This window comes from Devosia sp. A449 (assembly GCF_054489375.1).
The window spans coordinates 334,961-358,541 of sequence record NZ_JBTMWU010000002.1 but is presented as its reverse complement, the minus strand read 5'-3'; the positions used below and the strand labels follow the sequence as shown (position 1 = coordinate 358,541).

Annotated in this window: 28 protein-coding genes; 15 read left to right on the top strand and 13 right to left on the bottom strand. The window is 63.1% G+C overall.

From position 1 onward, the window contains the following. Positions 1-4: 4 nt before the first annotated feature. The 4 genes from ACX3OW_RS07505 to ACX3OW_RS07490 all read right to left on the bottom strand — a co-directional run bounded on the left by ACX3OW_RS07505 (position 5) and on the right by ACX3OW_RS07490 (position 3,221). Positions 5-235 carry a hypothetical protein gene (locus ACX3OW_RS07505; RefSeq protein WP_459095137.1) on the bottom strand — a complete coding sequence of 77 codons (231 nt, stop codon included), beginning with the start codon at positions 233-235 and terminating at the stop codon, positions 5-7. A 3-nt stretch (positions 236-238) separates the two neighbouring features. Further along, positions 239-2,218 (bottom strand): threonine--tRNA ligase, encoded by a 1,980-nt coding sequence (gene thrS, locus ACX3OW_RS07500; protein ID WP_459095136.1) that lies wholly within the window; start codon positions 2,216-2,218, stop codon positions 239-241. A 239-nt stretch (positions 2,219-2,457) separates the two neighbouring features. Next, positions 2,458-2,769: a membrane protein insertion efficiency factor YidD gene (gene yidD / locus ACX3OW_RS07495; RefSeq protein WP_459095135.1), complete on the bottom strand. Its 312-nt coding sequence runs from the start codon at positions 2,767-2,769 to the stop codon at positions 2,458-2,460. Beyond that, positions 2,769-3,221 carry an iron-sulfur cluster assembly scaffold protein gene (locus ACX3OW_RS07490; protein ID WP_459095134.1) on the bottom strand — a complete coding sequence of 151 codons (453 nt, stop codon included), beginning with the start codon at positions 3,219-3,221 and terminating at the stop codon, positions 2,769-2,771. Before ACX3OW_RS07490 ends, yidD begins: the two co-directional genes overlap by 1 nt. Positions 3,222-3,369: 148 nt before the next feature. Here ACX3OW_RS07490 and folE point away from each other — a divergent pair, with 148 nt between their 5' ends. After that, positions 3,370-3,993: a GTP cyclohydrolase I FolE gene (gene folE, locus ACX3OW_RS07485; RefSeq protein ID WP_459095133.1), complete on the top strand. Its 624-nt coding sequence runs from the start codon at positions 3,370-3,372 to the stop codon at positions 3,991-3,993. A gap of 35 nt (positions 3,994-4,028) precedes the next feature. Further along, entirely contained in the window at positions 4,029-4,481 is a 453-nt protein-coding gene (gene hisI / locus ACX3OW_RS07480) for a phosphoribosyl-AMP cyclohydrolase (protein ID WP_459095132.1), read from the top strand. Between the two features lie 8 nt (positions 4,482-4,489). Here hisI and ACX3OW_RS07475 read toward each other — a convergent pair whose 3' ends face one another. Then, a complete protein-coding gene (locus ACX3OW_RS07475) occupies positions 4,490-5,224 on the bottom strand; it encodes a rhomboid family intramembrane serine protease (protein ID WP_459095131.1) in 735 nt (244 codons plus the stop codon). Positions 5,225-5,403: 179 nt separating this feature from the next. On the opposite strand from ACX3OW_RS07475, the gene ACX3OW_RS07470 reads away from it, so the two are divergent. The 4 genes from ACX3OW_RS07470 (at position 5,404) to ACX3OW_RS07455 (ending at position 8,178) form a co-directional block, all read left to right on the top strand. After that, entirely contained in the window at positions 5,404-6,057 is a 654-nt protein-coding gene (locus tag ACX3OW_RS07470) for a PAS domain-containing protein (protein ID WP_459095130.1), read from the top strand. A gap of 131 nt (positions 6,058-6,188) precedes the next feature. Continuing rightward, the gene (locus tag ACX3OW_RS07465; protein ID WP_459095129.1) at positions 6,189-6,821 is read left to right on the top strand and encodes a PilZ domain-containing protein; all 633 of its coding nucleotides are present in this window, start codon (positions 6,189-6,191) and stop codon (positions 6,819-6,821) included. Between the two features lie 54 nt (positions 6,822-6,875). Next, positions 6,876-7,403, top strand: a complete 528-nt coding sequence (locus ACX3OW_RS07460; RefSeq protein WP_459095128.1) for a hypothetical protein — start codon at positions 6,876-6,878, stop codon at positions 7,401-7,403. A gap of 142 nt (positions 7,404-7,545) precedes the next feature. Then, complete coding sequence (locus ACX3OW_RS07455; RefSeq protein ID WP_459095127.1) at positions 7,546-8,178, top strand: transglutaminase-like cysteine peptidase; 633 nt, start codon at positions 7,546-7,548, stop codon at positions 8,176-8,178. Positions 8,179-8,486: 308 nt separating this feature from the next. Here the strand turns inward: ACX3OW_RS07455 and ACX3OW_RS07450 are convergent, their stop codons facing one another. After that, complete coding sequence (locus ACX3OW_RS07450; protein WP_459095126.1) at positions 8,487-8,807, bottom strand: DUF6949 family protein; 321 nt, start codon at positions 8,805-8,807, stop codon at positions 8,487-8,489. A gap of 120 nt (positions 8,808-8,927) precedes the next feature. Here ACX3OW_RS07450 and ACX3OW_RS07445 point away from each other — a divergent pair, with 120 nt between their 5' ends. Further along, entirely contained in the window at positions 8,928-9,605 is a 678-nt protein-coding gene (locus ACX3OW_RS07445) for a hypothetical protein (protein ID WP_459095125.1), read from the top strand. A gap of 157 nt (positions 9,606-9,762) precedes the next feature. On the opposite strand, the gene ACX3OW_RS07440 is transcribed toward ACX3OW_RS07445, so the two are convergent. The 3 genes from ACX3OW_RS07440 to ACX3OW_RS07430 all read right to left on the bottom strand — a co-directional run bounded on the left by ACX3OW_RS07440 (position 9,763) and on the right by ACX3OW_RS07430 (position 11,878). Next, positions 9,763-9,981 carry a DUF3126 family protein gene (locus ACX3OW_RS07440; RefSeq protein WP_459095124.1) on the bottom strand — a complete coding sequence of 73 codons (219 nt, stop codon included), beginning with the start codon at positions 9,979-9,981 and terminating at the stop codon, positions 9,763-9,765. A gap of 210 nt (positions 9,982-10,191) precedes the next feature. Beyond that, positions 10,192-11,028: a serine O-acetyltransferase gene (gene cysE, locus ACX3OW_RS07435; protein WP_459095123.1), complete on the bottom strand. Its 837-nt coding sequence runs from the start codon at positions 11,026-11,028 to the stop codon at positions 10,192-10,194. A 91-nt stretch (positions 11,029-11,119) separates the two neighbouring features. Then, positions 11,120-11,878: an alpha/beta fold hydrolase gene (locus ACX3OW_RS07430; RefSeq protein WP_459095122.1), complete on the bottom strand. Its 759-nt coding sequence runs from the start codon at positions 11,876-11,878 to the stop codon at positions 11,120-11,122. Between the two features lie 169 nt (positions 11,879-12,047). Between ACX3OW_RS07430 and ACX3OW_RS07425 the strand changes: the two genes are divergently transcribed. The 5 genes from ACX3OW_RS07425 to ACX3OW_RS07405 all read left to right on the top strand — a co-directional run bounded on the left by ACX3OW_RS07425 (position 12,048) and on the right by ACX3OW_RS07405 (position 17,963). Continuing rightward, a complete protein-coding gene (locus ACX3OW_RS07425) occupies positions 12,048-12,290 on the top strand; it encodes a zinc-finger domain-containing protein (protein WP_459095121.1) in 243 nt (80 codons plus the stop codon). Positions 12,291-12,299: 9 nt separating this feature from the next. Continuing rightward, positions 12,300-13,508 carry an FAD-dependent monooxygenase gene (locus ACX3OW_RS07420; RefSeq protein WP_459095120.1) on the top strand — a complete coding sequence of 403 codons (1,209 nt, stop codon included), beginning with the start codon at positions 12,300-12,302 and terminating at the stop codon, positions 13,506-13,508. 134 nt (positions 13,509-13,642) lie between these two features. After that, the gene (locus ACX3OW_RS07415) at positions 13,643-14,977 is read left to right on the top strand and encodes a TCR/Tet family MFS transporter (protein WP_459095119.1); all 1,335 of its coding nucleotides are present in this window, start codon (positions 13,643-13,645) and stop codon (positions 14,975-14,977) included. Beyond that, positions 14,955-15,437: a GNAT family N-acetyltransferase gene (locus tag ACX3OW_RS07410; RefSeq protein ID WP_459095118.1), complete on the top strand. Its 483-nt coding sequence runs from the start codon at positions 14,955-14,957 to the stop codon at positions 15,435-15,437. Before ACX3OW_RS07415 ends, ACX3OW_RS07410 begins: the two co-directional genes overlap by 23 nt. Before the next feature lie 117 nt (positions 15,438-15,554). Beyond that, a complete protein-coding gene (locus tag ACX3OW_RS07405; RefSeq protein WP_459095117.1) occupies positions 15,555-17,963 on the top strand; it encodes an EAL domain-containing protein in 2,409 nt (802 codons plus the stop codon). A gap of 58 nt (positions 17,964-18,021) precedes the next feature. Here the strand turns inward: ACX3OW_RS07405 and gndA are convergent, their stop codons facing one another. Continuing rightward, on the bottom strand, positions 18,022-19,440 hold the full coding sequence (gene gndA, locus ACX3OW_RS07400; RefSeq protein WP_459095116.1) for an NADP-dependent phosphogluconate dehydrogenase: 1,419 nt from the start codon (positions 19,438-19,440) through the stop codon (positions 18,022-18,024). Positions 19,441-19,637: 197 nt separating this feature from the next. Here gndA and ACX3OW_RS07395 point away from each other — a divergent pair, with 197 nt between their 5' ends. Both ACX3OW_RS07395 and ACX3OW_RS07390 read left to right on the top strand, forming a co-directional pair. After that, a complete protein-coding gene (locus ACX3OW_RS07395) occupies positions 19,638-20,408 on the top strand; it encodes an SDR family oxidoreductase (protein ID WP_459095115.1) in 771 nt (256 codons plus the stop codon). After that, positions 20,377-20,940, top strand: a complete 564-nt coding sequence (locus ACX3OW_RS07390; RefSeq protein WP_459095114.1) for a gluconokinase — start codon at positions 20,377-20,379, stop codon at positions 20,938-20,940. Before ACX3OW_RS07395 ends, ACX3OW_RS07390 begins: the two co-directional genes overlap by 32 nt. Before the next feature lie 4 nt (positions 20,941-20,944). On the opposite strand, the gene ACX3OW_RS07385 is transcribed toward ACX3OW_RS07390, so the two are convergent. Genes ACX3OW_RS07385 through ACX3OW_RS07375 form a run of 3 tightly spaced genes read right to left on the bottom strand, consistent with a single transcriptional unit; the run spans position 20,945 to position 22,918 of the window. Then, a complete protein-coding gene (locus tag ACX3OW_RS07385; RefSeq protein WP_459095113.1) occupies positions 20,945-21,868 on the bottom strand; it encodes a DMT family transporter in 924 nt (307 codons plus the stop codon). Positions 21,869-21,911: 43 nt separating this feature from the next. Then, positions 21,912-22,379 (bottom strand): CYTH domain-containing protein, encoded by a 468-nt coding sequence (locus ACX3OW_RS07380; protein WP_459095112.1) that lies wholly within the window; start codon positions 22,377-22,379, stop codon positions 21,912-21,914. Positions 22,380-22,381: 2 nt separating this feature from the next. After that, positions 22,382-22,918: a methylated-DNA--[protein]-cysteine S-methyltransferase gene (locus tag ACX3OW_RS07375; RefSeq protein WP_459095111.1), complete on the bottom strand. Its 537-nt coding sequence runs from the start codon at positions 22,916-22,918 to the stop codon at positions 22,382-22,384. An 86-nt stretch (positions 22,919-23,004) separates the two neighbouring features. Between ACX3OW_RS07375 and ACX3OW_RS07370 the strand changes: the two genes are divergently transcribed. After that, the gene (locus ACX3OW_RS07370; RefSeq protein ID WP_459095110.1) at positions 23,005-23,529 is read left to right on the top strand and encodes a dihydrofolate reductase family protein; all 525 of its coding nucleotides are present in this window, start codon (positions 23,005-23,007) and stop codon (positions 23,527-23,529) included. Positions 23,530-23,581 lie beyond the last annotated feature (52 nt).

Genomic DNA, 23,581 nt, shown 5'->3' with positions numbered 1-23,581 from the left:
CCTGCTAGCTTCTGAGACGTCCGGCGAAGATAATCTCACCTTCGTGGATGGTCAGGCCCTTGATGGTTGCCCGGTATTTGCCCGGCAGACCTTCGGCGGGCACGACCCAGCCCTTCTTGAGCATACCGGCGAACACCTTTTCGCCGATATCCTTGAAGTCGCCGGGGCCCATGGCATTGTCCTCACCCAGATGGGTGAGGGCTTTGATTTCGCGATTGGAAGGACGTTGCGGCACGGCTCAGGCCACCTTGGCCTTGAGGTCGGGCGGGGTCGCTTCGGCCATGAGCGCCACCAGGGCATCCATGAACGGCTCGACCTTCTGCCCCTCGGTGCCAAGACGGCGCACCGACACGGTGCCCTCCTCGGCCTCGCGCTTGCCGACGACGAACATCAGCGGCGTCTTGCCGACCGAATGCTCGCGCACCTTGTAGTTGATCTTCTCGTTGCGCATGTCGAGTTCGGCGCGGATACCGGCCGCCTTGAGCTGGGCGACCAGCTTGCCGGCATAGTCATCCGCCTCGGAGACGATGGTCGCGACCACGACCTGGGTCGGGGCCAGCCACATCGGCATCTTGCCGGCATAGTTCTCAATCATCATGCCGATGAAGCGTTCCAGCGACCCCAGGATCGCCCGGTGCAGCATCACCGCATACTGGCGCGAGCCGTCTTCCGCGACATAGGTCGCATCCAGCCGCTCGGGCAGCACGTAGTCGAGCTGCAGCGTTCCCACCTGCCAGGAACGGCCAATGGCGTCCTTGAGGTGGAATTCCAGCTTGGGTGCATAGAACGCGCCCTCGCCCTCGGCAATCTCGAAGTCATAGCCGGTGGCGCGCAGCGCATCGCCCAGCGCCTTTTCCGCCGCATCCCAGCGCTCGATGGTGCCGCCGAAATTTTCCGGGCGGGTCGCCAGTTTGATGACCACATTGTCGAAGCCCATATGGGCATAGACCGAATACAGCAGATGCACGAAATGCTCGGTCTCGGACTGGATCTGGTCCTCGCGGCAGAAGATATGCGCGTCGTCCTGGGTCATCTGGCGCACGCGCATCAGCCCATGCAGCGCGCCATGCGCTTCATTGCGGTGGCAGCAACCAAATTCTGCCATCCGCAGAGGCAGATCGCGGTAAGATTTAATGCCCTGATTGAAGATCTGGATATGGGCTGGGCAGTTCATCGGCTTGAGCGCCATCAGGTCGCCCTTGCCGCTCAGCACCGGACCTTCTTCTTCCGTCCCCGGCACTTCGTCCGGCACCACGAACATGTTTTCGCGATACTTGCCCCAGTGGCCCGAGGCCTCCCAGAACTTGGAGCTCATCAGCTGCGGGGTTTTCACCTCGACATAGCCCGACGAATTCAACCGGCGACGGATATAGGTCTCCATCTGGTTGTACAGCACATAGCCCTTGGCGTGCCAGAACACCGACCCCTGCGCTTCCGGCTGGAAGTGATAGAGGTCCATTTCCTGGCCGATCTTGCGATGGTCGCGCTTTTCGGCTTCGGCCACCATATGCAGATACGCGTCCAGCTCTTCGCGCGTGGCGAAGGCCGTGCCGTAAATGCGGCTCAGCACCGGATTATTGCTGTCGCCGCGCCAATAGGCGCCGGCCACCTTGGTCAGCTTGAACGCAGCGCCGACATCCTTGACCGAGCGCATATGCGGGCCACGGCACAGATCGATCCACTGGCCCTGCTTATACATCTTGAGCGATTGGTCAGCCGGAATCGCATCGACCAGCTCCACCTTGAAATTCTCGCCACGCGCGGCAAAAAATTCCTTGGCCTGGTCGCGGCTCCAGATTTCCTTGGTGAAGGCGGCGCCACGATCGATGATCTCAGCCATCTTCTTTTCGATGGCGGGGAAATCTTCCTCGGAGAAGGGCTCGTCGCGCTTGAAGTCGTAATAAAAACCGTTCTCGATCACCGGACCGATAGTGACCTGCGTCGTCGGCCACAGTTCCTGCACCGCTTCGGCCAGCACGTGCGCCGCATCGTGGCGGATCAGCTCCAGCGCATCCTTGGAGCCGCTGTCGCGCGTCACGAATTCAATTTTGCCGTCGGTCTCCAGCGCATCGCTAAGATCGCTGAGCACACCGTTCCAGCGCATGGCCACGGTCTTCTTGGCCAGGCTCTTGGAGATGCCTTCGACGATGGTGGTCCCAGTGGTGCCACGCGCATAGTCGCGAGCTGCACCGTCGGGAAACGTCACCTTGATCGTCATTTTTTAGCACTCCAAAATCGGCCAGAAGCGGCCAAGCGGCTTGTCTAGCACGCTTTCCGCGCAATTCCAGCCGCTCTGGGCTGCAAAAAGGTGACGCCATAACGCGAAAGCCGCAGTCGACACCCTCCCCCTTGCGGGGAGGGATCAAGGGTGGGGGTAGTTTGGCCCCAATCATCGGGGCTCTCGCCCCCCCTCCTAGCCTCCCTCGTCAAGGGGGAGGTATCCTCCGGTGGGTGGGCCTACTTCCACCGCCCATAACGCCACGGCCGATACCACCGCGCCACCGCCGGCAGCGCCTCGGGCACCGGATCATAGCCATGCGTCCCGCCCGGTCGACAGCGCACAATCCGCGCCAATCCCATCCAACCGCCCGGCCAGAAGCCGAATTTCCAGATCGCGTTGCCGGTATATTCCGAGCAGCTCGGCGCATGCCGGCAGTTCCGCCCGATAAACGCCGAGATCGTATAGCGGTAGAGCGTGATCAGCCCCACCGCGACAAATTTGAACGGCAGATCCACCACCTGCCAGAACAGCGCAATGACTCGATCCATCAGCGAACCGCCGCAACCGATTCTGTGGATTCGATTTTTTCCAGCGCCTCAACCACCGCATCAAACACCAGCAGCGTCGACATATGCCGCGCCCGATAGTCGCGCACCGGCTCCAGAAACCGCAGATCGTCCCATTTTCCCGTCGGCGGCGGTCCATCCTGCTTGAGCATGGCGTGCATCTGCTCGCGCAGCTGGCGAAACTCGCCCACCGGTGTGCCGACAATCTCGCGCGCCACCACCGCCGCCGAGGTCTGCCCCAGCGCACAGGCCGACACTTCGTGGCCATAGGCAGCGATAATCCCGTCCCGCACCACCAGGTCGACATCGATGGCCGAACCGCAGACCCGGCTCACCTTGCGCGCACTGGCACCGGGCTCCGCCAGACGTCCCGGCGAACGGGCATTTCCGGCCAGATCGAGGATCTTCTGGGAATAGAGATCGCTTAGTTCCATAAAACGCACAATTCTGTTTCTTGTCGGCCTCGCCTCGGCCCCTTATATAGGGGCTCCAGAGCGGGCCGCCACGCACAGTAACACGGCCTTGAGGAACCAATCCACGCTTGGCGCATCCAATGCGCATGAGAGCGAAAAGGAACCGCCAATGGACGCCCGCGTCAACCCGCTGAACGGCTTGCCCGTCGAGACCACCACGCCCCGCCGGCCCAGCCAGGCCGAGGCCGAGGCCGCAGTGCGCACCTTGATCGCCTGGGCCGGTGACGATCCGAGTCGCGAGGGCCTGCTGGAGACCCCCGCCCGCGTCGCTCGCGCCTATGGCGAATTCTATGCCGGCTACGAGCAGGACGCCGAAACCGTGCTGTCCAAGACCTTCAAGGAAGTCGGCGGCTACGACGATATCGTGCTGATCAAGGACATCCCGTTCAGCTCGCATTGCGAGCATCACATGGTGCCCTTCGTCGGCAAGGCGCATATCGCCTATCTGCCCCATGATGGCGTGGTCGGTCTGTCCAAGCTGGCGCGGCTGGTGGAAGTCTTCGCCCGGCGCCTGCAGACCCAGGAAAACCTCACCGCGCAGATCGTCGACTCGATCAATGAGCATCTGGGTCCGCGCGGCGCGGCGGTGCTGCTCGAAGCCGAGCATATGTGCATGTCGATGCGCGGTGTGCATTCGCACGGCGCCTCCACCATCACCCATCGCTTCACCGGCGTCTTTGCCGAGGACCGGGTGGAACAGGATCGCTTCTTTGCCCTGATCGGCAAGCGCTGACTGGATCAACGCAGCGGCTGGGGCTAAAAGGCGGCATGACCCTGACCTTCACCGACCCAGCCGCCCTCACCCACGACCAGCTTGAAGAAGGCACTGCCTTCGCACCGCGCTTTGACGCGGCCGGCCTCGTCACCGTGGTGACCATTGAAGCCGGCAGCAATGACGTGCTGATGCTGGCGCATATGAACGCCGAAGCGCTATCGCTGACGCTGGAGACTGGCATCGCCCATTACTGGTCGCGCTCGCGCGGCAAGCTCTGGAAAAAGGGCGAAACTTCCGGCGAACTCCAGCAAGTGGTCGAACTCCGCACAGACTGCGACCAGGACGCCATCGTGATGCTGGTCAACCAGACCGGCCGCGGCGCCGCCTGCCATACCGGCCGCAAAACCTGCTTCTACCGCCGCACGGTGACCGTAGATGGGACCGTGATACTCGAAGATCGCGGCCTGCCGAAGCTGTTCGACCCGGCTGACGTTTACAAGAGCTGAGGCCCTCCTCAGCTCTCCCGCTCGAACAGCCCCACCATCATGATGCCGGCGAAAAACCCGCCCAGATGCGCCTGCCAGGCCACGGCCATCTCCACGCCGGTCACCAGCGGCAGCAGCGGCACGGCGGCATTCAGCACGATCCAGATCAGCGTAAAAAATCGCGCCCGGCTGTCGCGCCACAGCTCGCCAAACGAGGCCAGCCGGCGCCCGACCACCCTGCGCTCGCCGGTATCGGGATTCGTCGCCACGATCACCGGCTGGAAGATGAAGCGAATCGCCGCGCCGGTCAGCCCGGCCACGCCACCAGAGGCGCCGATCAGGTAAGAGCCTGAATACAGCGTTGTCGCCGCGAACAGGGCCGCCCCGGCCGCCGCCGAAATAAAGAAAATCGCCAGCATCGGCCCTGCCCCGTAACGCCGCGCCACCGGCGTCGCGAAAATCGCGAACCAGGCGACATTGACCAGCAGATGCTCCCACCCGCCATGCAGCAGGGCATGGGTGAACGGCGTCCAGATCAGCGGCACCGCCAGCGCCAGATCCTCCGCTGCCGCCAGGATGCGCAGCGGCTGGAAGGCGAACCAGAACACCAGCTGCAGCTGCCCGGCAGGGTTAAGAATCAGGGTTGCCGCCAGGTGAACAGCCACCAGCAGGCCAATCACCGCTGTTACCGCTCCCGGCAGCAGGAATACCGGCTCGCGCCCCGGCCCTTGGGGATTTGCTGGTACCCGGTCTTGTTCATTCATCACTTCGCTCCGACTCGCCGACGCCCTGCGCCTTACACTCTTCTTTTCCACACCGGCCCGCCGCCGTTAACCTTAACTATCCTTTAAGAGCGCTTTTGCCTTCCCGTTTTGCCAATGTCTGATTTGCGGCGGCCGCGTTCCAACCAGGAGCGACCGCGAGGGTTGGCGGGTCAGACACTATGCAAAAGACGAGCACCAGAACGCTCTACGATTACTGGAACTCCATTCGGGGCGCCCGCAGCGCACCCGACCGCAAGGATATCGACCCCACGCGCATCCGCGAGGCCCTGGCCAACACCTTCATTCTCGAACTCGACGAGAGCGAGAAATTCTCCTTCCGCCTCGCCGGCAGCCATCTGTGCACCAGCTATTGCCGCGAACTCAAGGGCCGTTCGTTCTCGGGACTGTGGCATGAGCGCGACAACGATGCGATGGAAACCCTGATCCGCGCCGTCACCGAGGATCATGCCGTCGCGCTGGTAACCTTCCAGGGCAGCACCGCCGTGCACACCAAGGTCACCTTCGAAACCATCCTGATGCCGCTGCGCCACAATGGCTCGACCCACACCCGCCTGCTCGGCGCCATGACCGCGCTGGACGAGCCCTATTGGCTCGGCGTGCAGCCCATCATGGAGCAGCGCATCACCGGCCTGCGCCTGATCTGGCCCGACGATGTCGCGTTTGAGGATTCGGTGCGCGAAGTCGCCACCAATGTCGGCAGCGACCTGGCGTTTTCCAGTGCCAACGCCCCGGCAGCGATTCCCGCCGTGGTCTATGGCCGTTCCGCCCGCCGCTATGCCCACCTCGCGGTGATCGATGGCGGCCGACAGTAAGTATTTCCTCTAGTTAATAGGCACAATTTGCGCCGCTTTGGTGTGCGCAAATCCACGGATGGCAATACTTTGCGTTAACCAAGACCGGTTAGCTTGTTGTGGAAACACAATAGGCTGCATTGGTCAGGCGAATGCTCAGCGACGACCTTCCTTCCCCGCAATTCATTGCCCCGATCCGCACCCGTGCCGAGTCGAGCAGGTATCAGCGCGTGCAGGTTTCTGTGCTCGGCCGCTACATGCTGGCCGACCGGCGCGAGTTTCCATGCCAGATTCTGGAGATGTCGCCCGGCGATGCCGTGGTGATCGCGCCGGTGGCCGGCGTGGCGGGCGAAAAGGTCATTGCCTATGTCGACCATATCGGTCGCATCGAAGGCACCCTGCTCAATCAGATGGAAGGCGGCTTCCTGATGGATATAGCCGCCTCGCCGCGCAAGCGCGACAAGATGGCGGCCCAGCTGACCTGGCTGGCCAATAAGGACATCCTCAACCTGCCCGAGGATCGCCGCCACGAACGCGTGGTGCCCGATATCCGCCATTCCACCGTCGTGCTCGACGATGGCCGGCGCTACAATTGCAAGATCATCGACATTTCCCTGTCCGGCGCCGCCATCGAACTCGATGTCCGCCCGGCCATGGGCACGCCGGTCACCCTGGGCCGCATGCGCGCCCGGGTCGTCCGCCATTTCCAGAATGGCGTGGCGGTCGAGTTCGCCTCCGCCCAGGAAATGCTGACCGTCATCCAGCAGAATCTGCGCATGAACTGACGCCACGCGCAGCCGTGAGTGGTGCGGTCGCGCCAACCTGTTTATGCTGCCATCATGACCGCAAGCCTGCTTCGCGCCTCGTCACTGGCGACCATCGCCGCCACCCTGCTTTCGTTTGGCTCCCCCCAGGGCGCCTTTGCCGACGGCCGTGGCGACTGGAACGGCTACGCCTGGCAGCAGATCAAGGTCGCCAGCTGCGCCGCCGTGGGGACCACGCTGGCTTGCCCGCCCTACCACCAGAAATGGGACTGGAAGCGCGACCAGTGGGTCGACATCGCCATCACGCTCGATCTCGCCACCGGCACGCTCCGCCTCACCCAGCAGCTCACCGATAATGATCCGCGTGACGATGACCATGTCTGCGTCACCGCGCTGGCGGTCGATGACGGTGGCCGGGACGTGGTTGCCCACCATCAGAACTGGCATATGAAATCGGGCACCACGCGCGAGGCCGCCTTCAGCTACGCCAGCGACCAACTGGCCAGCGTCACCGCCATCCATATCGGCTCCAAGCAATGCCGTGACGGCGCAAATCAGGACGACGCGCTCTATGCCCGTGTCCTCGCTGGAATCCCTTCCTGAGCCCCAGCAGCCAAGCCCTTGGCCTGCATGGTTAATTCTTCCAAAATACAATCGATAAAACACGCATAAAAACTGCGTGGTAGTTTTCGGACCGGCGCAAGTCGGCCCCCCTAACGTGGTCTCCATCAGGGAGATCACACAAATGCACACCAACAAAAAGGCACTGGGAGCCGCGCTTATCGGGGCCTTTATGGCACTCGCTGCGCTCACCGGTTCGGCACAGGCGCTCGACGTCACCAACATCGCCTTCGTGCAGACCGCTGGCGGCACCACCAGCATCCCCGTTGGCCATGCCGAATTCTGCGCCAGCCGTCCCGACGAATGCCGCGCCAATCCCAATCCGGTGACCGCCGTGTCGCTGAACGAGGGCCTCTGGCAGCAGCTGCTCAACGTCAATGCCGGCGTCAACCAGAGCGTTGTCCCGGTCACCGACCAGGACCTCTATCAGGTCGCCGAATTCTGGACCTATCCGAACGGCTATGGCGATTGTGAAGATTATGCCCTGGCCAAGCGCCGCGAGCTGATCAATGCCGGCTGGCCTGCCAGCACGCTGCTGATGGCCGTGGTCAAGCAGGCCAATGGCGAAGGTCATGCCGTACTGATGGTCCGCACCGATCGCGGTGACCTCGTGCTCGACAACCAGGTCGGCTCGATCGACCTGTGGCACAGCACGCCCTACCAGTACATCAAGCGCCAGTCGCAGGCCGATTCCGGCAAATGGGTCGACATGATCGACAACCGCGAGATCGTCGTGGCCACGGCAGCCATCAACTAGCGCCAACCGCGGAGCGAAGGAATCCAGGGCAGGCCGAGTCGAAAATGGCGGCCTTCGAGAACCGGAGCGGAGCGTATATCGGTACGTGAGCACCGGAAGCGCAGTAGGCCGGTATTTGCAGACCGGCCTCCCCTGGATACCGAGCTCTGAGAGTTTCCAGACCCCGCCCCAAGCCTATCCCTGATAGGGGTCTGATGAATGAGGCCAGCTTCGCAATCCGAAGCTGGCCTCATTGCTTTGGCCTTGCGCCATAGTCGGGTGACGTCCGACGGCGCATTGGGCCAGCAGCGTTCCTGGGAAACGGCCGCTTAGAAACGGATGGCGACGTAGGCGCCGACGAATAACAGCCCGGTGACGAAGGCCCAGCCAAAGGCCACTACCGCCGAAACCAGCGCCGAAGTCATGGAAATGGTGCCGTCCTCTTCATGCTGCCAGCCCAGCTGCAGCATGATGTAAGGGCCGCAGATGAAGCTCATCGCCAGATTGCCCATGGAGGTGACGAAACTCCGGCCATCATAGCGCAACATCGCCTGTTGCCTTGCGAGCCACTGGTAAAGATGGGTCCCCGCCCCCGCCACGCAGAGACCAACGCCAATCAGAAAACCCGCCAGCAGCAATTCCTTGGTCATGCCCATCATCCCCGCTGCCGATATCCAGACGCATTACGCGCCCTTATTAACCGTTCATTAAGCATATTGGCCGCTTGATAACCTGTCACGTCCCCTCGGCGAAACTGGTTAATGCTGGAGATGAGTTCGCAATCGGCCCTGGCCGACCGCCATCAGGCCCGCGCGTCGCTTGCCTATAACCTCGCCGGTATCGGCGTTCTGGTGCTACTGCTGGCGGTGGGATCGGCCTATCTGATCGACCAGCTCGGCCGCGCCAACGCCGCGACAGCCCCCTCGCTCACCGATCCAGATCCGATTGTGCAGACGCTGTCGGGGCATGAATTATCCATCCCTACCGCCTGGTTCCGCTATGGCGAACAATTGCGCGACGGCTTCACCAGCCAGATCGACCTGCGCATCCAGTTCGCCCCCGACGCGGCGCGCCCGGCGCTGCCGGTCGACATCACCCTGCTGCCGCGCAGCCGCGCCCGCACCAGCGCCAGCCTGCTCGACAGTGTCTATCTGCACCAGTTCGGCCCGGACATGCTCAGCGGCGTCCCCGGCCTCGTCGGCAAGCCGATGCAGTCCGGCAACGGCTATGCTGGCGAAAGCGTCTGGTATGACGCGATCGCTCCCAATCCGTTCGTGGCGAAATGTCTTGAGCCGGTTGCGACCGACGGCGCCGCGCAATGCGTCCGCACCGTCTATCTCTCCAGCGGCATCGCGGCGATCTACACCTTCGACGCCGCCATCCTGCAATCCTGGCGTCAGTTCGATAGTGAAATGGAACGCTGGCTGGCGCCCATCGGCGCCTGGTAGCCAGGGCGCTTAAGCACAAAAAACGCGGTGTCATCCCGGCCTTGAGCCGGGACCCATCCTGAGATGGCTTCAACGGCATGATCTGGGGATGGGCCCCGGCTCAAGGGCCGGGGTGACATCGTGGTGGTACCGCCAGATGATGGCGGCAAAATCTGGCTTACTCGACGTCTTCCAGATCGATATCGAGGATCGACATGTTGAAGATGTAGGACTTGTCGCCGTCCTCGTCGTCGGCATGGATCAGCCCGATCGATTCATCCCCAATGAACACCTCGACGGAATCGTTGAGCTTATGGCGCGGACGCACGTCGATATTCTTGTTGTTGAACTTCAGCTGCAGGAACTTCTGCAGTTTGATGATCTCGGGATGGTTCACTGTCGATATCCTGCTGATTTGCGTTGAGCCGGCAATCTAGTCACCCTCGCCCCGCATACAACCCCTGAACGATGGCATTTTAACGGTGACAACCGCCAGCCCGGGCTTGCCCGCTTGCGAAGCCAACCGGGTCAGGGCGAGCCGAAAATGAGCCTACTCTAAAGTACGTGAGCACCGAAAGCGCAGAAGCCGGCCATTTGCAGGCCGTCCTCACTCAGTTGGCGAAGCCACATCATACACCAGCACCATCTGGTCCATCACCAGTGCCGGCTGCGCACAGCCCGCTTCGCCGATGACCTTGGCCGGAACGCCGGCCACCGTCACCCGCGGCGGCACTTCCTTGAGCACCACCGAACCGGCCCCGATGCGCGAGCACTCGCCGATGATGATATTGCCCAGCACCTTGGCCCCGGCCCCGATCAGCACGCCATTGCCGATCTTGGGGTGGCGGTCCTGATCCGATTTGCCGGTGCCGCCCAGCGTCACATTCTGCAGCATCGACACATTGTCGCCGACCACCGCCGTCTCGCCGATCACCAGCCCGGTGCCGTGATCGAGCATGATGCCCCGACCGATCCGGACCGCCGGGTTGATATCGACCTGGAACACCTGGCTGGCGCGGCTCTGCAGATAGAGCGCGAAATCCCGCCGCCCGGCCTTGAACATGGCATGGGCAAAGCGATGCGTCTGGATCGCCTGATAGCCCTTGAAGAACAGCAGCGGCTCGATCGCCCGATGGCAGGCCGGGTCGCGTTCCAGCGTTGCCGCCAGATCCGCCCGCGCAAAATCCCCGATTTCGGGAGCGTCGATCAGCGTCTCGGCAAAGGCCTGCCGAATGAGGTCGGCGGAGACGTCGTCGTGATCGAGTCGCGCCGCCAGACGATGCGCCAGCGCCGCTTCGAAACTGTCGTGATTGAGAATCGCGGAAACCGCCATACCGGCCAGCGACGGTTCATCCGCCACGATCTGGCGCGCGCCAGCCCGCACCGCATCCCAGACGGGATCGAGCGACTTGATTTCCAGTGACTTCTTGACGCTCGTGGACATGGTGCGTCTCCGCTTCATCGACAAACACCGATATAAGCCATGTGATGCTCCAAGACAAAGCCTTGACGCATTATTTGCGTTATTTTTGCCTCTAGGCAGCGAATGTCCTGCTCAGAAACGCCAATGCGGCGGTCTTGAACGCCTTGTCGCCGGTGGCCCGCATATGGTCGCGCTTGGGAATGACGAAGGCTTCGGCCTGCGGCATGAGCTCGGCCAGCGGCTCGGGCGCTCCGGCCATCACGTCGGCCTCGCCGACCGCCACGAGCACCGGCACCGCGATGCGCCGCACATCCGCCCGCGCCATCGGCTGGCGCGAGGTTTCCATGCAGGCGGCCAGCGCCTCCCGGTCAGCGCCGGTATGGTCGGCAAAAATGCGGAACTGGCGGGCCGTGGGATGGGTCAGCCCCTCCAGCGACGGCGCCAGCAGCCCGGCGATAATGTCATTGCTGTCGCTCAGCCCGTTGAGCAGATTCATCCCCATGCCGCCGAAAATGGCGCAGGCAACCCGCTCCTCATGCTCGAACGCCATGAAGGCAGCGATTCGCGCGCCCATCGAATAGCCCAGCACCGCCGCCCGTTCGATTCCCAGATGATCGAGCAAGGCCACGGCGTCATTCGCCATGTCGCGGGGATAGTAGCGCTCCGGATCATAGGGCTTGTCCGATCCGCCATGTCCGCGATTGTCCAGCACGACGGCGCGGTAGCCGGCATCGACCAGCGTCTCGACCCAGCCGGTGTCGATCCAGTTGACCTTGCCGCTGGAGGCGAAGCCATGGATGCACAACACCGGCGTCCCCTCGCCAAACGATTCATAGGCCAGCGTCAAACCGTCGGACTGAAAAACGGGCAATTTCGAAAATCCTGTTGCTAGGCAGCAAACCACCAGAAAATCACAAGAAAGCTGACAGAAAACTGCCAGCCTGCTTGCAGCATGCTGCAAGTTCCCGATCGGGTTTTGAACCTTCCAATCGCCCCGTCCTTGGCATATGGTCCGGCAAAATCAAACAGGTCTTTTCTCCATGGCTCACGGCACCACGCCCCATTTCCACAACACCGAAGGTCTCCGTCAGATCGAGGTCGGGTCCAAGGAATTTAAGTGCGTCGGCGCCCTGCCCCCGTTTGACCATCCCCATATCTATATCGACATGGGCAAGGACAATGAGGCGGTTTGCCCTTATTGTTCAACGCATTACGTGTTCAATTCGCGTCTGGCCGCCGGCACCGCCAACCCGCTTTCCGCCCTGTTCCACGACGCCGCTTAAGTCCGGGCCATGCCCGGCAAAGGCCGCACTTGCTATATTGCCGGCGCTGGTATCGCCGGGCTGACGCTCGCCCTGACGCTCGCCAAATTCGGCGCGAAAGTCGTGGTACTGGAGCGCAGCGCAACTCTCTCCGAATTCGGCGCCGGCCTGCAGATCAGCCCCAATGCCCGCCGCATTCTCGACCGCCTCGGCCTCGAAAAAGCCCTTACCGCCCAAAGCCTTGAGCCGGTCGGCATCGACATCATCCCCTACCGCCGCCACACTCCGCTGGTGACGCTGGAACTGGGCGATATCATCCGCGAACGCTTCGGCGCCCCCTATGCCGTGATGCACCGCGCCGACCTCGCCGACATCCTCCACACAGCCTGCCGGCGCTTCGCCAATATCGACATCCTGTTCGGCGTTCGGTCCTGGGACGTGGTGTCGCATGCAAGCGGCGTCACCATCTCGATCAACGAAGCCAATGGCCAGACCCGCAATGGCCGCGGCCACGCTTTCATCGGTGCCGATGGTGTCCACTCCCACACCCGCATCGCCCTGCTCGGCGGCCCAGCGGCGCAGTACCGCCAGCGCGTCGCCTGGCGGACGCTGCTGCCCTTCGACTTCGTCGCCGGACAGCTCGCGCTGGACCGGGTTTCCGTGCTGTTCGGCCCCGCCTACCACATGGTCTGCTATCCCCTGCCGCACCGTCGGCAGGTCAATCTGGCGCTATTCGCCAAGGTCCCGCAGGCCACCGCCGACCTCGGCACCAGCCCCATGCTGCCGGGCGCACCCAACCACAGCCCACGCATCGACGTATTGCTCTCCGCCGCCGGAGACAGCTGGACTCCCTGGCCGCTCTACACCGTGGACGCTCCCAAATGGCATGAAGGCAATGTCGGCATCATTGGCGACGCGGCCCATGCCATGGTGCCATTCCAGGCCCAGGGCGCGGCCATGGGCATCGAAGATGCGGCCGTTCTGGCGCCCCTACTGGTGGCAGAGCCAAGCGCCGCGACAGCCTTCGAGAAATACGAGCAGATCCGCCGCCGCCGCGTCACCCGCGTGGCCCGGATCTCCGCCAGCAATGGCCGCATTTTCCACCTGCCCTGGCCCTTGAGCAGCGCCCGCAATCTGGTGATTGCGGCTGGGGGGCCCCGTGCTCATCTGCGCCGGCTGGCCTGGCTTTACGGTCACGACGCCCAGCCGCCGGCTGCGGCCAAACCCGGTTCGCATTGACCCCGTTCGAGCGCCTTTGGCGCATTCCGATGGAACCTTGCCCCACCCTCCGGCCTTGCGTTGGAAGGTCCGCCTGTGTCAACTGCCCGGCATCATTGAGCCCGGTCGAAACTTCAGAAGGTTAGCGCCCCAGTATGCAAGCAGCGACCCGCTCACGCCTGACTCTCACCTGCATTCTGGTGACGATCCTGCTTGATATGATCGGTGTCGGCATCATCGTGCCGGTACTCCCCGAACTGCTGGAAGATTTGACCGGCGGCAGCGTTGCCGACGCCGCCGTGATCGGCGGTTATCTGGTCTTCGCCTATGCCTTCATGCAGTTCGTGTTCTCGCCGGTGCTGGGCAATCTGTCCGACCGTTTCGGCCGTCGCCCGGTGCTGCTGTGCTCCCTGCTGGGCCTCACCTTCGATTACCTGATGATGTCGATTGCCCCGGTGGTCTGGTATCTGTTCATCGGCCGCATCATCGCCGGTATCGCTGGCGCTGCCGTGGCCACCGCCACCGCCTACATGGCCGACATCACCCCGCCGCATAAGCGCACCCACCGCTTCGGCCTGATCGGCGCCGCCTTCGGGCTCGGCTTCATCATCGGCCCGGTGATCGGGGGCGAACTCGGTGAGTTCGGCCCCCGCGTGCCGTTCTTTGCCGCAGCGGGCCTGGCCTTCGCCAATTTCCTGTTTGGCCTCTTGGTGCTGCCCGAGAGCCTGCCCAAGACCTCGCGCCGCAAATTCGACATCCGCCGCGCCAACCCCTTCGGCGCCGTCGCCGCCTTGCGCAAATATCCAGTGGTATTGTGGCTGCTGGCGATCCTGTTCGCCTTCTCGCTGGCCGCGCAGTCACTGCCGTCGGTTTACAGCTATTTCACGGTGGAAGTGTTCCAGTTCACCTCCTCCAATATCGGCCGTTCGCTGGGCGCCTTCGGCATCGGCTTTGCCATCTGTCAGGCCTTTCTGGTCGGTCCCATGGTCAAGCGTCTGGGCGAAACGCCGGTGGTTTTCATCGGCCTGCTGGCCGCCATCGTGGCCTTTGCCGGCGTCGCCTTCACCGATGAGGTGTTCTACCTCTATCTGTTCATCATGGTGGGCGCCGTCAGCGGCCTCGCCGCTCCTGCCATCAATGGCGTGCTGTCGCGCCAGGTGCCCGACAATGCCCAGGGCGAATTGCAGGGCGCCGTCAACGCCGCCAATTCGCTGGCGACCATTATCGGTCCGCTCGCCGCCACACAGATTTTTTCCTATTTCACCAGTTCACCCAGCTCGCCGGGCTACTTCCCCGGCGCGCCATTCCTCGCCGCCTCCATCTCGGTAGTGGTCGCCCTGGTGCTGTTCGCGGCGGCGGCGTGGCGGTTCGAACTCAGCCACCGCCCCTCCATCGCCAATAAGCCGATCGTGCCGGATATGGCACCACCCGGCCAGATCAGGGTTCCCCCGATAGATGACGACGAAGATGCAGATACGCCCAGCCGCTGACGCCGATCACCCTGCCATCCTCGCCATCGTCACCCCGGTGCTGGCGGCCGGCGACACCTACGCTATTGCCCGTGATCTCGACGCGGCTGGGGTCAGCGCCTACTGGTTCGCCCCCAGCCACGAGGTGTTTGTAGCCGAAGAAGACGGCGTCATCCTGGGCACCTATTATGTGATGGCCAACCAGCAGGGCGGCGGCGCCCATGTTGCCAATTGCGGCTACATGACCGCGCCGGCCGCGCAGGGCAAGGGCGTAGCCCGCGCCATGTGTGAACACTCGCTGGTCCGCGCCAAGGAACGTGGTTTCCGCGCCATGCAGTTCAATCACGTGGTGTCGAGCAACACCCGCGCCGTGGCGCTGTGGCAGAAGCTGGGCTTCGACATCGTCGGCACCCTGCCCTTGGCCTTCAATCATCCCGTCCACGGCTATGTGGACAGCTACGTGATGTTCCGCTCTCTCTAATTTCTTTACCTTGTGGCCAACAAACGCCACGCTGCCGATCAACTCGTGGAACCGTTCATCGCACTTTTACCAGCGGCGTCCGACACAGGGGCAATTGCTACGCCCCGAGTCCCACTGATGCAGACCGTCCTCGAAACCCTGTTTTACCAGCATAATCTTGGCCTGGTCGCGCTTGCCGCCCTGATCTGTGCTCTCTCTTCCTTCGCCGGCGTGAGCTTGCTCAGCCATGCCCGCAAATCCTCCGGTCCAACACAGAAGATCTGGCTCGCCGTTGCGGCCGTCTCGGTCGGGTTCGGCATCTGGGCTACCCATTTTGTTGCCATGTTGTCCTTCTCGGCCGGCATGCCGACCGGCTACGAAATCGGCAGGACGCTGCTGTCACTGCTGATCGCCATTGCCATCGTTGGCGGCGGCTTCTGGTGGGCTGTCCTGGGCACTCGGCGCTCCGACAGCGCCCTGGGCGGCGCCATCGCCGGCATCGGCATCGCGGCCATGCATTATGTCGGCATGTCTGCCCTGCAGATCGGTGGCGATATCGCCTGGGACAGTGCCCTCGTCTCGTCCTCGCTGGTGCTCGGTATTTCGCTGGGCGCACTGGCGCTCTATGTCGGCTCCCATCGCCCCGGCCTGCGCTGGCGTCTGGCCGGTGCCGGCATCCTGACCCTGGCGATCTGCTCGATGCACTTCACCGGCATGGGCGCCGCCGGCTTCGACAATTGCTACCCCATCGTCAGCGCCACCGACGCCACCCCGGAAAACCTCTCCATCGGTGTCGCCCTCGCCAGCATCCTGATCCTGGTGGCCGCCCTGGGCGGGCTCTATCTCGACCTGCGCGAGCAGCGCCGCAGCGTCCTTGAAGGCGACCGCATGCGGGGCCTGGCCGATGCCGCCGTCGAAGGCCTGCTGGTTTGTGACGACCAGGCCATCGTGACCGTCAATGCCAGCTTTCTCGAGCTGGTCGACCGTCACGGCTCCGACCTCAGCGGCGAGCCGCTATCGCGCTTTTTCGGCCTCAGCACCTGCGCCAATCTCGCGGCACGCCCCGGCGTTTCCATCGAAGCCGATCTCATGGTCGGTGACCACAAATCCATCCCGGTGGAAGTCATCCTGCGGCAGGTCGATTTCGGCGGCCGTCCGCATCACGCCATCGCCGTGCGCGATCTCAGCGCCCGTCGCCTGGCCGAGCAGCACATCCGCTTTCTGGCCCATCACGACGCACTGACCGGCCTGCCCAACCGCGCCAGCTTTGGTCGCCAACTCGATAGCGAGATTGCCCACGCCGCCCGCCAGGGCCAGAGCTTTGCCGTACTCTGCCTCGATCTCGACCGCTTCAAGGAGGTCAACGACCTGTTCGGCCATCCGGTCGGCGACGTGTTGCTGCAACGCGTGGCGCAGTCGCTGCAAAAATCCCTGGCCCCCGATTGCATCGCGGCTCGCCTCGGTGGCGATGAATTCGCCGTCATCATTCCCGACACCGGCAGCCCGGAACGGGCCGGTCGGGTCGCCGAAACCATCCTCGATGGCTTCCGCATTGCCAACAATGAGAGCCCCGAAAGCGCCGCCATCTCGGCCAGCATCGGCATCGCGCTCTATCCCGACGATGCGCTCGACGCCCAGCATTTGATGACCCATGCCGATACCGCGCTCTACCGCGCCAAGCATGACGGCCGCGGCATCTACCGCTTCTTCGAGGCCGAAATGGGCGTCAAGATCCGCGAGCGCCGCCTGCTGGAAAACGACCTGCGTCACGCCATTTCGCGCAACCAGTTGCGGCTGGTCTATCAGCCCCAGATCGACATCAAGAGCGGCGAAGTCAGCGGCTTCGAAGCCCTGGTGCGCTGGGAGCATCCGGTCAATGGCGACATCCCGCCCAGCGACTTCATTCCGATCGCCGAGGAAAGCGGGCTGATCCTGCAGATCGGCGAATGGGTCATGCGCAAGGCCTGTGCCGACGCAGCCCTATGGACGAACCCGCTCTCCATCGCCGTTAACGTCTCCGCCGTGCAGATGCAGAATGCCGGCCTGCCCGACATGATCATGCAGACGCTGCTTCAGACCGGCCTGTCGCCGGCGCGGCTCGAGATCGAGATCACCGAGACGGCCCTGGTGCGCGACATCAAGCGCGCCATCCATAGTCTGCGCCAGATCAAGGCGCTCGGCGTGCGGGTCGCCATGGATGATTTCGGCACCGGCTATTCGTCGCTGGCCAATCTGCGGGCGTTTGCGTTCGACAAGATCAAGATCGACCGTTCATTTATCAAGTCGGTCGACAGCAACGAACAATCGGCCGCTATCGTCCGCGCCGTGCTGGGTCTTGGCGCCGGGCTCAACCTGCCGGTGGTGGCCGAAGGCATTGAACGGATCGAGGAATTGGACTTCCTGCGCGGCGAAACCTGTGCCGAGGCCCAGGGCTTCCTGCTCAGCCGCCCGGCCGATATCGACACCTTCTTGGCCATCACCAGCGGCGAAATCAGGAGCCTGCCCAGCGGTGATCCGCTGCTGCTCGATTTCAAGCGCGTCAGCTGACCAACGAAAAAGGGCCCCGCGATTGCGGGGCCCTTTTCCGTTATTGATGCTTCAACGCTTACTTGCCCAGCGTGCTGGGCCAGGTGCCGTGCAAATCGGTGCCGCGACCGACGATCTCGAAGCCATGCGCGCCGAAGAAGTCGCGCTGGCCCTGAATCAGATTGGCCGTGCCCTGGGCCTGGCGGTAGCTGTCGAAATAGCTCAGCGCAGCGGACAGACAGATCATCGGGAATTCGCCGACGGCGGCGGCAGCCACCACCTTGCGCAAGCTCGGATGGGCATCCTTCATCAGCGTCACGAAGTCCGGCACCACCAGCAGGTTGACATTGCCGCCCTTGGCATAGGCGGCCGACATCTGGTCGAGGAAGCGCGAGCGGATGATGCAGCCGGCGCGCCAGATCTTGGCGATGGTCGCCAGCGGCAGCGCCCAGCCATTTTCTTCCGAAGCCTTGGCGATCACCGCAAAGCCCTGTGCGTAGGACACGATCTTGCCGGCCAGCAGGGCCTTCTCGAGATCGGCCAGCGTCACATCGGTCTTGGCGCGGTTGGGCTTGCCATAGATGGCCTCAGCCGCCACGCGCTCATCCTTGCGCGACGAGATCGACCGGGCAGCGACGGCCCCTTCGATGGCCGTTGCCGGCACGCCCATCTGCTGCGCCACGATGGCGGACCAGACGCCAGTGCCCTTTTGCCCGGCCTTGTCGAGGATCAGGTCGACCAGCGGCTTGCCGCTCTGGTCATCGACGGCGGCCAGCACGTGGCCGGTGATTTCGATCAGATAGGAATTGAGCGGACCCTTGTTCCACTCCTTGAACACTTCGGCGCAAGCCGTCGGGTTCATGCCCAGGCCGTCGCGCATCACGCCATAGACTTCGGCGATCATCTGCATGTCGCCATATTCGATGCCGTTATGAATGGTCTTGACGAAGTGGCCAGCGCCGCCCTCGCCCAGATAGGCGCAGCAGCTTTCGCCGTCGAATTTGGCGGCGATGGCGGTCAGCACCGCTTCGGCATTGTGCCACTGTTCCTTGGAGCCGCCGACCATGATCGACGGACCATGGCGCGCGCCCTCTTCACCACCGGACACGCCGGCACCGAGATAGCCGATGCCCTTGGGGGTGAGGTAGTCGAAGCGCCTCTGGGTATCGGTGAACAGCGAATTGCCGCACTCGATGATGGCGTCGCCCTGTTCCAGATGCGGCAGCAGCTGCTCGATCATGTCGTCGACCGGCTTGCCGGCCTTGACCATGATGATGATCGAGCGCGGTGCCTTCACCGCAGCAACGAAATCGGCCAGCTCGTATTTGGGGATGGTCTTGCCGTCGAGACCCTGGGCCTTGGCTTCGGCCACGAATTCATCGATGCGGCCGGCAGAGCGATTATGGACCGCGATAGTATAGCCTTTTTCGGCAATGTTCAGGGCCAGATTGGAACCCATCACCGCCAGGCCGATCAGGCCGATATCCGCAGTCGACATACAAACGTCCTTCCGAGAATTCTATCGTCTTGTCCATGTCCGCAGTGCATGGCTTACGGTGGCGAACTGACCACAAACCTGACCACTACGGAAGTCGTATTTCGGGAATTTTTGGCCCGATGCAGCGCCTTGTATGGTAGTATGACTTGTCTGGGCAAGCCCCGCTGCGTAGGGTCCCGCCCAAAGTGGAGACTCGCGTGACGCCCCCCAACCCTTTCGATCTCACCGGCAAGCGCGCCCTGGTCACCGGCTCCAGCCGTGGCCTCGGCTATGCAATGGCCGAAGCCCTCGCTGCCGCTGGCGCCGCCGTCATTCTCAATGCGCGTGACACCGAGGCTTTGGGCGCCGCGGCACAGCGTCTTGCCGCCACGGGCGCCACGGTCAATGCCGTCGCCTTTGACGTCACCAGCCGCGACAGTATCAACGAGGCTGTGACCTATATAGAAGACGCCATCGGCCCGATCGACATTCTGGTCAACAATGCGGGCATGCAGTTTCGCTCTAGCCTGGAAGGTTTTCCGCCGGAAAAATTCGACCAGATCATCACCACCAATCTGACCTCGGTGTTTAATGTCAGCCAACCGGTGGCGCGGCATATGATTTCGCGCGGCGCCGGCAAGATCATCAATATCTGCTCGCTGATGTCCGAACTTTCCCGCACATCCATCGCCCCCTATGCAGCGACCAAGGCGGCGGTGGCCAATCTCACGCGCGGCATGGCCGTCGACTGGGCCAAGCACGGTCTCAACATCAACGGCATCGCACCCGGCTTTTTCGCCACCGAACTCAACGAGGCCCTGTTCAAGGACGACAAGTTCAACGCCTGGATCGAAACCAGGACCCCAATGGGTCGCTGGGGCCAGCCCGAGGAACTCGGCGGCGCGGCAGTATTCCTGGCCTCAGAGGCCGCAAGATTTGTGAATGGACACATCCTCTATGTCGACGGCGCCTTCACCGCGACGGTTTGAAGCCGCGCGCATCATCATCGTGATGGGCGTCAGCTCATCGGGCAAATCCACTATCGGCCAGTCCGTGGCGCGGCGGCTGCATGTGCCGTTTCTCGATGGCGATGGCTATCACCCGCCAGCCAATGTCGAAAAAATGCGCGCCGGTACGCCGCTGACCGACGAGGACCGCTGGCCGTGGCTGGAGCGGCTGGCGCAAGCCCTACATGAAGCCGCCGACCGCAAGGGTGCGGCCGTGGGCGCCTGTTCGGCGCTGAAACGGGCTTATCGCGATTATCTCGTTGAACAGGCCGGCGAGCCGATCCTGTTCGTCTATCTGCATGGCGACAAGTCGGTGATCGCCGAGCGCATGGCCAAGCGCCACCACGAATATATGCCGGCCAGCCTGCTCGACAGCCAGTTTGCGACGCTGGAAGTGCCCGATCCCGAGAGCGAGAATGTGCTGGTGCTGCCGGTGACCGACAGCGTCGAAAAGCTGACCATGAGCGTGGTCAAGGGCCTCGACCACCTCAAGAGCTTCAAGCGCTGGCAGTAGACAACTATTCCGCCGGTTTGAGCCGCACGGCGCGCCGCCCCTGGCCATAGGTCACCACGGCGGCGGCGCCCACCACGACGAGCGCCCCGCTGACCGCCCAGGCATCGAGCACGATGCCCAATAGGGCAAAGTCGAACAGGAATGCCCAGATGATGCCGGTATATTCATAGCCGGCCAGCAGTGACACCGGAGCGCGGGCCACCGCTTCGGTGATCAGCACATGGCCAACACCACCGAACAGGCCGGCGCCAATCAGCAGCGCGTAGGTATATGTATCCAGTTGGGCCCAGCCGAACAGCGCCGTCACCAGTCCCACCAGGCTCGCCACCACCGCGAAGGACAGCGCGATGCTGGCGGGCGGGTCCGTGCGGGTCAGATCCTTGACCTGTACGCGCGACAGCGCATTGGTCGCCGCCATGGCGACGCCAGCGAGCACGCCGATCAACGTGCCGTCGCGCAATTCGGCCCCCACCAGCGCCGGGAACAGCATCAGCACGATACCGAGCAGGCCCACCACCACGCCCGTGACCACGGTGGCCCCCGGCCGTTCGCGCAGGAAGACCATCGCTGCGCCGATGGAGAGGATGGGCGTCAGATAGGTGATCGCGGTGGCAATGCCGACCGACAGATAGGCCAGCGAAATGAAGCTGCAGACCATTACGGTCGAGCCAAGAATGCCGCGAATAAGATGCTTGTGGGGGTATTTTGTCCGCATGGAAGTGCGCAACTCGCCGCGCACCCACAGGTAAATCAGGATCGGCCCGAGCGCGACGAAGCTGCGCCAGAATACCAATTGCCCCACCGGCGCGACCTTTGCCGCCTCGTGAATCGTGGCGCTCATCGCGGCCATGATGATGAGCGCGAAGGTGTAGAGCCACAGGGCGGTGACAGAGTTGCTGCGGCGAGTCGAGAGGTGCGGAGCGGTCATGCGCCAGCCATAGCGTTAGAGTGCCGGCCTGTCACGCCGGCGCCTAGCCTGGAATGGTCTCGGCCCGCGACAGGCTGGCGTTGTTGTAGCGGTCGTCGTAGGTGACCTCGGCGCCAACCCAGGCCGGCAGCGGCACCGACTGGTTCTCGTCGCTCAGTTCCACCTCGGCGATGATCAGGCCACGATGCCGGCCGGCAAATTCATCGACCTCCCAGATGAGCCCACCAAACGGCACCAGATAGCGCCGCTTCTCGATGACATGCGGCTCGGCCAGCATCAGCAGTTCGCGCGCCTCATCGATCGGGATTTCATACTCATATTCCGCCCGCGAAATCCCCTCCATGGCCCCTTTGAGGGTCAGCACCGCCCGCGCATCGTCCTTGCTGCGCACCCGCACAGTCGCCTTGGCGTTAGACGACAGATAGCCCTGCCGCAGCAAGGCGCTGCCGGTGGCGGCGGAGCGCCACGCATCCGAGGTCACCAGGAATTTGCGCTCAATCTCGAGACCCATGCCTAAAATCCGAAATTCATCTGGCCCGCCGGCGTGCCGACCGCAACGCCTTCGAGGGCCAGCATTTTCACCTTGGAGATAGCGCCACCCGGCGCCGAGAATCCGCCCGGCTTGCCATCGCCGGCCAGCACCCGATGGCAGGGAATGATCAGCGGAATGGGATTGGCACCCATCGCCGCCCCAACGGCCCGCGACAGCGTCACATCGCCCAGCTGCCGGGCCAGTGCGCCATAGCTGGTGGTCTGGCCCCAGCCGATGGTGCATAGCAAGGCATAAGCCCGCTGATGGAATGCCGGCAGTCCGGTGAGATCGAGCGCAACAGCCGTGAAATCCACCGCCTCACCCTCGGCATAGTCTTCGATGCTATTGATCACGGCTTCGATCACCCGGGTCGGTTCACCGGGTTGTGCCCCATCGCGATTGATCCGCTGCAGCAGCTCGGGGCGCTCCAGCCCCGGCAATTGGACGCGCGCGATCCCGACATCGGTCCAGCCGATGCCGAATTCGCCCAGCGCCGTATCGAAAATTGCCGTTTCCATTGCCTGACCCTGCCCCAATCCTGCTGACACGTCCTGTCATCATCGCGCTCTATTGCCGATGGCACCGCCAACACAGGAGCACCACCATGGCCAGAATCGTTGGCTATATTGCCACCAGTCTCGATGGCTTCATTGCCACGCCGGACGAGAATCTCGACTGGCTGACCCAGCAGCCGGACCTCAACCTTGGTGAGCATGACTATCACAATTTCATCAAGACCATTGCCACCGTGGTCATGGGCCGCGCGACCTATGACTGGCTCGCGCGTTATCCCGGCGCGTGGGAATATGACGGCAAGCGGGTGATCGTCGTCACCTCACGCCCCATCGACAACCCCAAGGGACCTTTGGAGACCCGCACCGATATCGACAGTCTCATCACCGAATTGCGGGCGCTGGACGATGGCGACGTCTGGATGCTCGGCGGCGGCAAGTTGCAGATGGCGTTCATGGAACGCGGCGCGCTCGACGAAATCGAGATCTATGTCATGTCGGAAATCATCGGGAGCGGCATTCCGCTATTTCCCGCCACTGGCCTGCGCGCTTCGCCAAAGCTGATCTCGGCCAAGATGCTGCATCCGGTTTGTGCCCGCCTGCATTATCGCTTCTGAACAGGCAAAGGGCCGCCCGGCAGGACGGCCCTTTCGTTCAGCCGGAAGTGTT

Bases quoted from the DNA above. Each gene is read 5' to 3' on its own strand.
- thrS (WP_459095136.1), bottom strand. From the start codon at position 2,218: ATGACGATCAAGGTGACGTTTCCCGACGGTGCAGCTCGCGACTATGCG.
- yidD (WP_459095135.1), bottom strand. From the start codon at position 2,769: ATGGATCGAGTCATTGCGCTGTTCTGGCAGGTGGTGGATCTGCCGTTC.
- ACX3OW_RS07490 (WP_459095134.1), bottom strand. From the start codon at position 3,221: ATGGAACTAAGCGATCTCTATTCCCAGAAGATCCTCGATCTGGCCGGA.
- folE (WP_459095133.1), top strand. From the start codon at position 3,370: ATGGACGCCCGCGTCAACCCGCTGAACGGCTTGCCCGTCGAGACCACC.
- hisI (WP_459095132.1), top strand. From the start codon at position 4,029: ATGACCCTGACCTTCACCGACCCAGCCGCCCTCACCCACGACCAGCTT.
- ACX3OW_RS07475 (WP_459095131.1), bottom strand. From the start codon at position 5,224: ATGAATGAACAAGACCGGGTACCAGCAAATCCCCAAGGGCCGGGGCGC.
- ACX3OW_RS07470 (WP_459095130.1), top strand. From the start codon at position 5,404: ATGCAAAAGACGAGCACCAGAACGCTCTACGATTACTGGAACTCCATT.
- ACX3OW_RS07465 (WP_459095129.1), top strand. From the start codon at position 6,189: ATGCTCAGCGACGACCTTCCTTCCCCGCAATTCATTGCCCCGATCCGC.
- ACX3OW_RS07460 (WP_459095128.1), top strand. From the start codon at position 6,876: ATGACCGCAAGCCTGCTTCGCGCCTCGTCACTGGCGACCATCGCCGCC.
- ACX3OW_RS07455 (WP_459095127.1), top strand. From the start codon at position 7,546: ATGCACACCAACAAAAAGGCACTGGGAGCCGCGCTTATCGGGGCCTTT.
- ACX3OW_RS07450 (WP_459095126.1), bottom strand. From the start codon at position 8,807: ATGACCAAGGAATTGCTGCTGGCGGGTTTTCTGATTGGCGTTGGTCTC.
- ACX3OW_RS07445 (WP_459095125.1), top strand. From the start codon at position 8,928: ATGAGTTCGCAATCGGCCCTGGCCGACCGCCATCAGGCCCGCGCGTCG.
- cysE (WP_459095123.1), bottom strand. From the start codon at position 11,028: ATGTCCACGAGCGTCAAGAAGTCACTGGAAATCAAGTCGCTCGATCCC.
- ACX3OW_RS07425 (WP_459095121.1), top strand. From the start codon at position 12,048: ATGGCTCACGGCACCACGCCCCATTTCCACAACACCGAAGGTCTCCGT.
- ACX3OW_RS07420 (WP_459095120.1), top strand. From the start codon at position 12,300: ATGCCCGGCAAAGGCCGCACTTGCTATATTGCCGGCGCTGGTATCGCC.
- ACX3OW_RS07415 (WP_459095119.1), top strand. From the start codon at position 13,643: ATGCAAGCAGCGACCCGCTCACGCCTGACTCTCACCTGCATTCTGGTG.
- ACX3OW_RS07410 (WP_459095118.1), top strand. From the start codon at position 14,955: ATGCAGATACGCCCAGCCGCTGACGCCGATCACCCTGCCATCCTCGCC.
- ACX3OW_RS07405 (WP_459095117.1), top strand. From the start codon at position 15,555: ATGCAGACCGTCCTCGAAACCCTGTTTTACCAGCATAATCTTGGCCTG.
- gndA (WP_459095116.1), bottom strand. From the start codon at position 19,440: ATGTCGACTGCGGATATCGGCCTGATCGGCCTGGCGGTGATGGGTTCC.
- ACX3OW_RS07390 (WP_459095114.1), top strand. From the start codon at position 20,377: ATGTCGACGGCGCCTTCACCGCGACGGTTTGAAGCCGCGCGCATCATC.
- ACX3OW_RS07385 (WP_459095113.1), bottom strand. From the start codon at position 21,868: ATGACCGCTCCGCACCTCTCGACTCGCCGCAGCAACTCTGTCACCGCC.
- ACX3OW_RS07380 (WP_459095112.1), bottom strand. From the start codon at position 22,379: ATGGGTCTCGAGATTGAGCGCAAATTCCTGGTGACCTCGGATGCGTGG.
- ACX3OW_RS07375 (WP_459095111.1), bottom strand. From the start codon at position 22,918: ATGGAAACGGCAATTTTCGATACGGCGCTGGGCGAATTCGGCATCGGC.
- ACX3OW_RS07370 (WP_459095110.1), top strand. From the start codon at position 23,005: ATGGCCAGAATCGTTGGCTATATTGCCACCAGTCTCGATGGCTTCATT.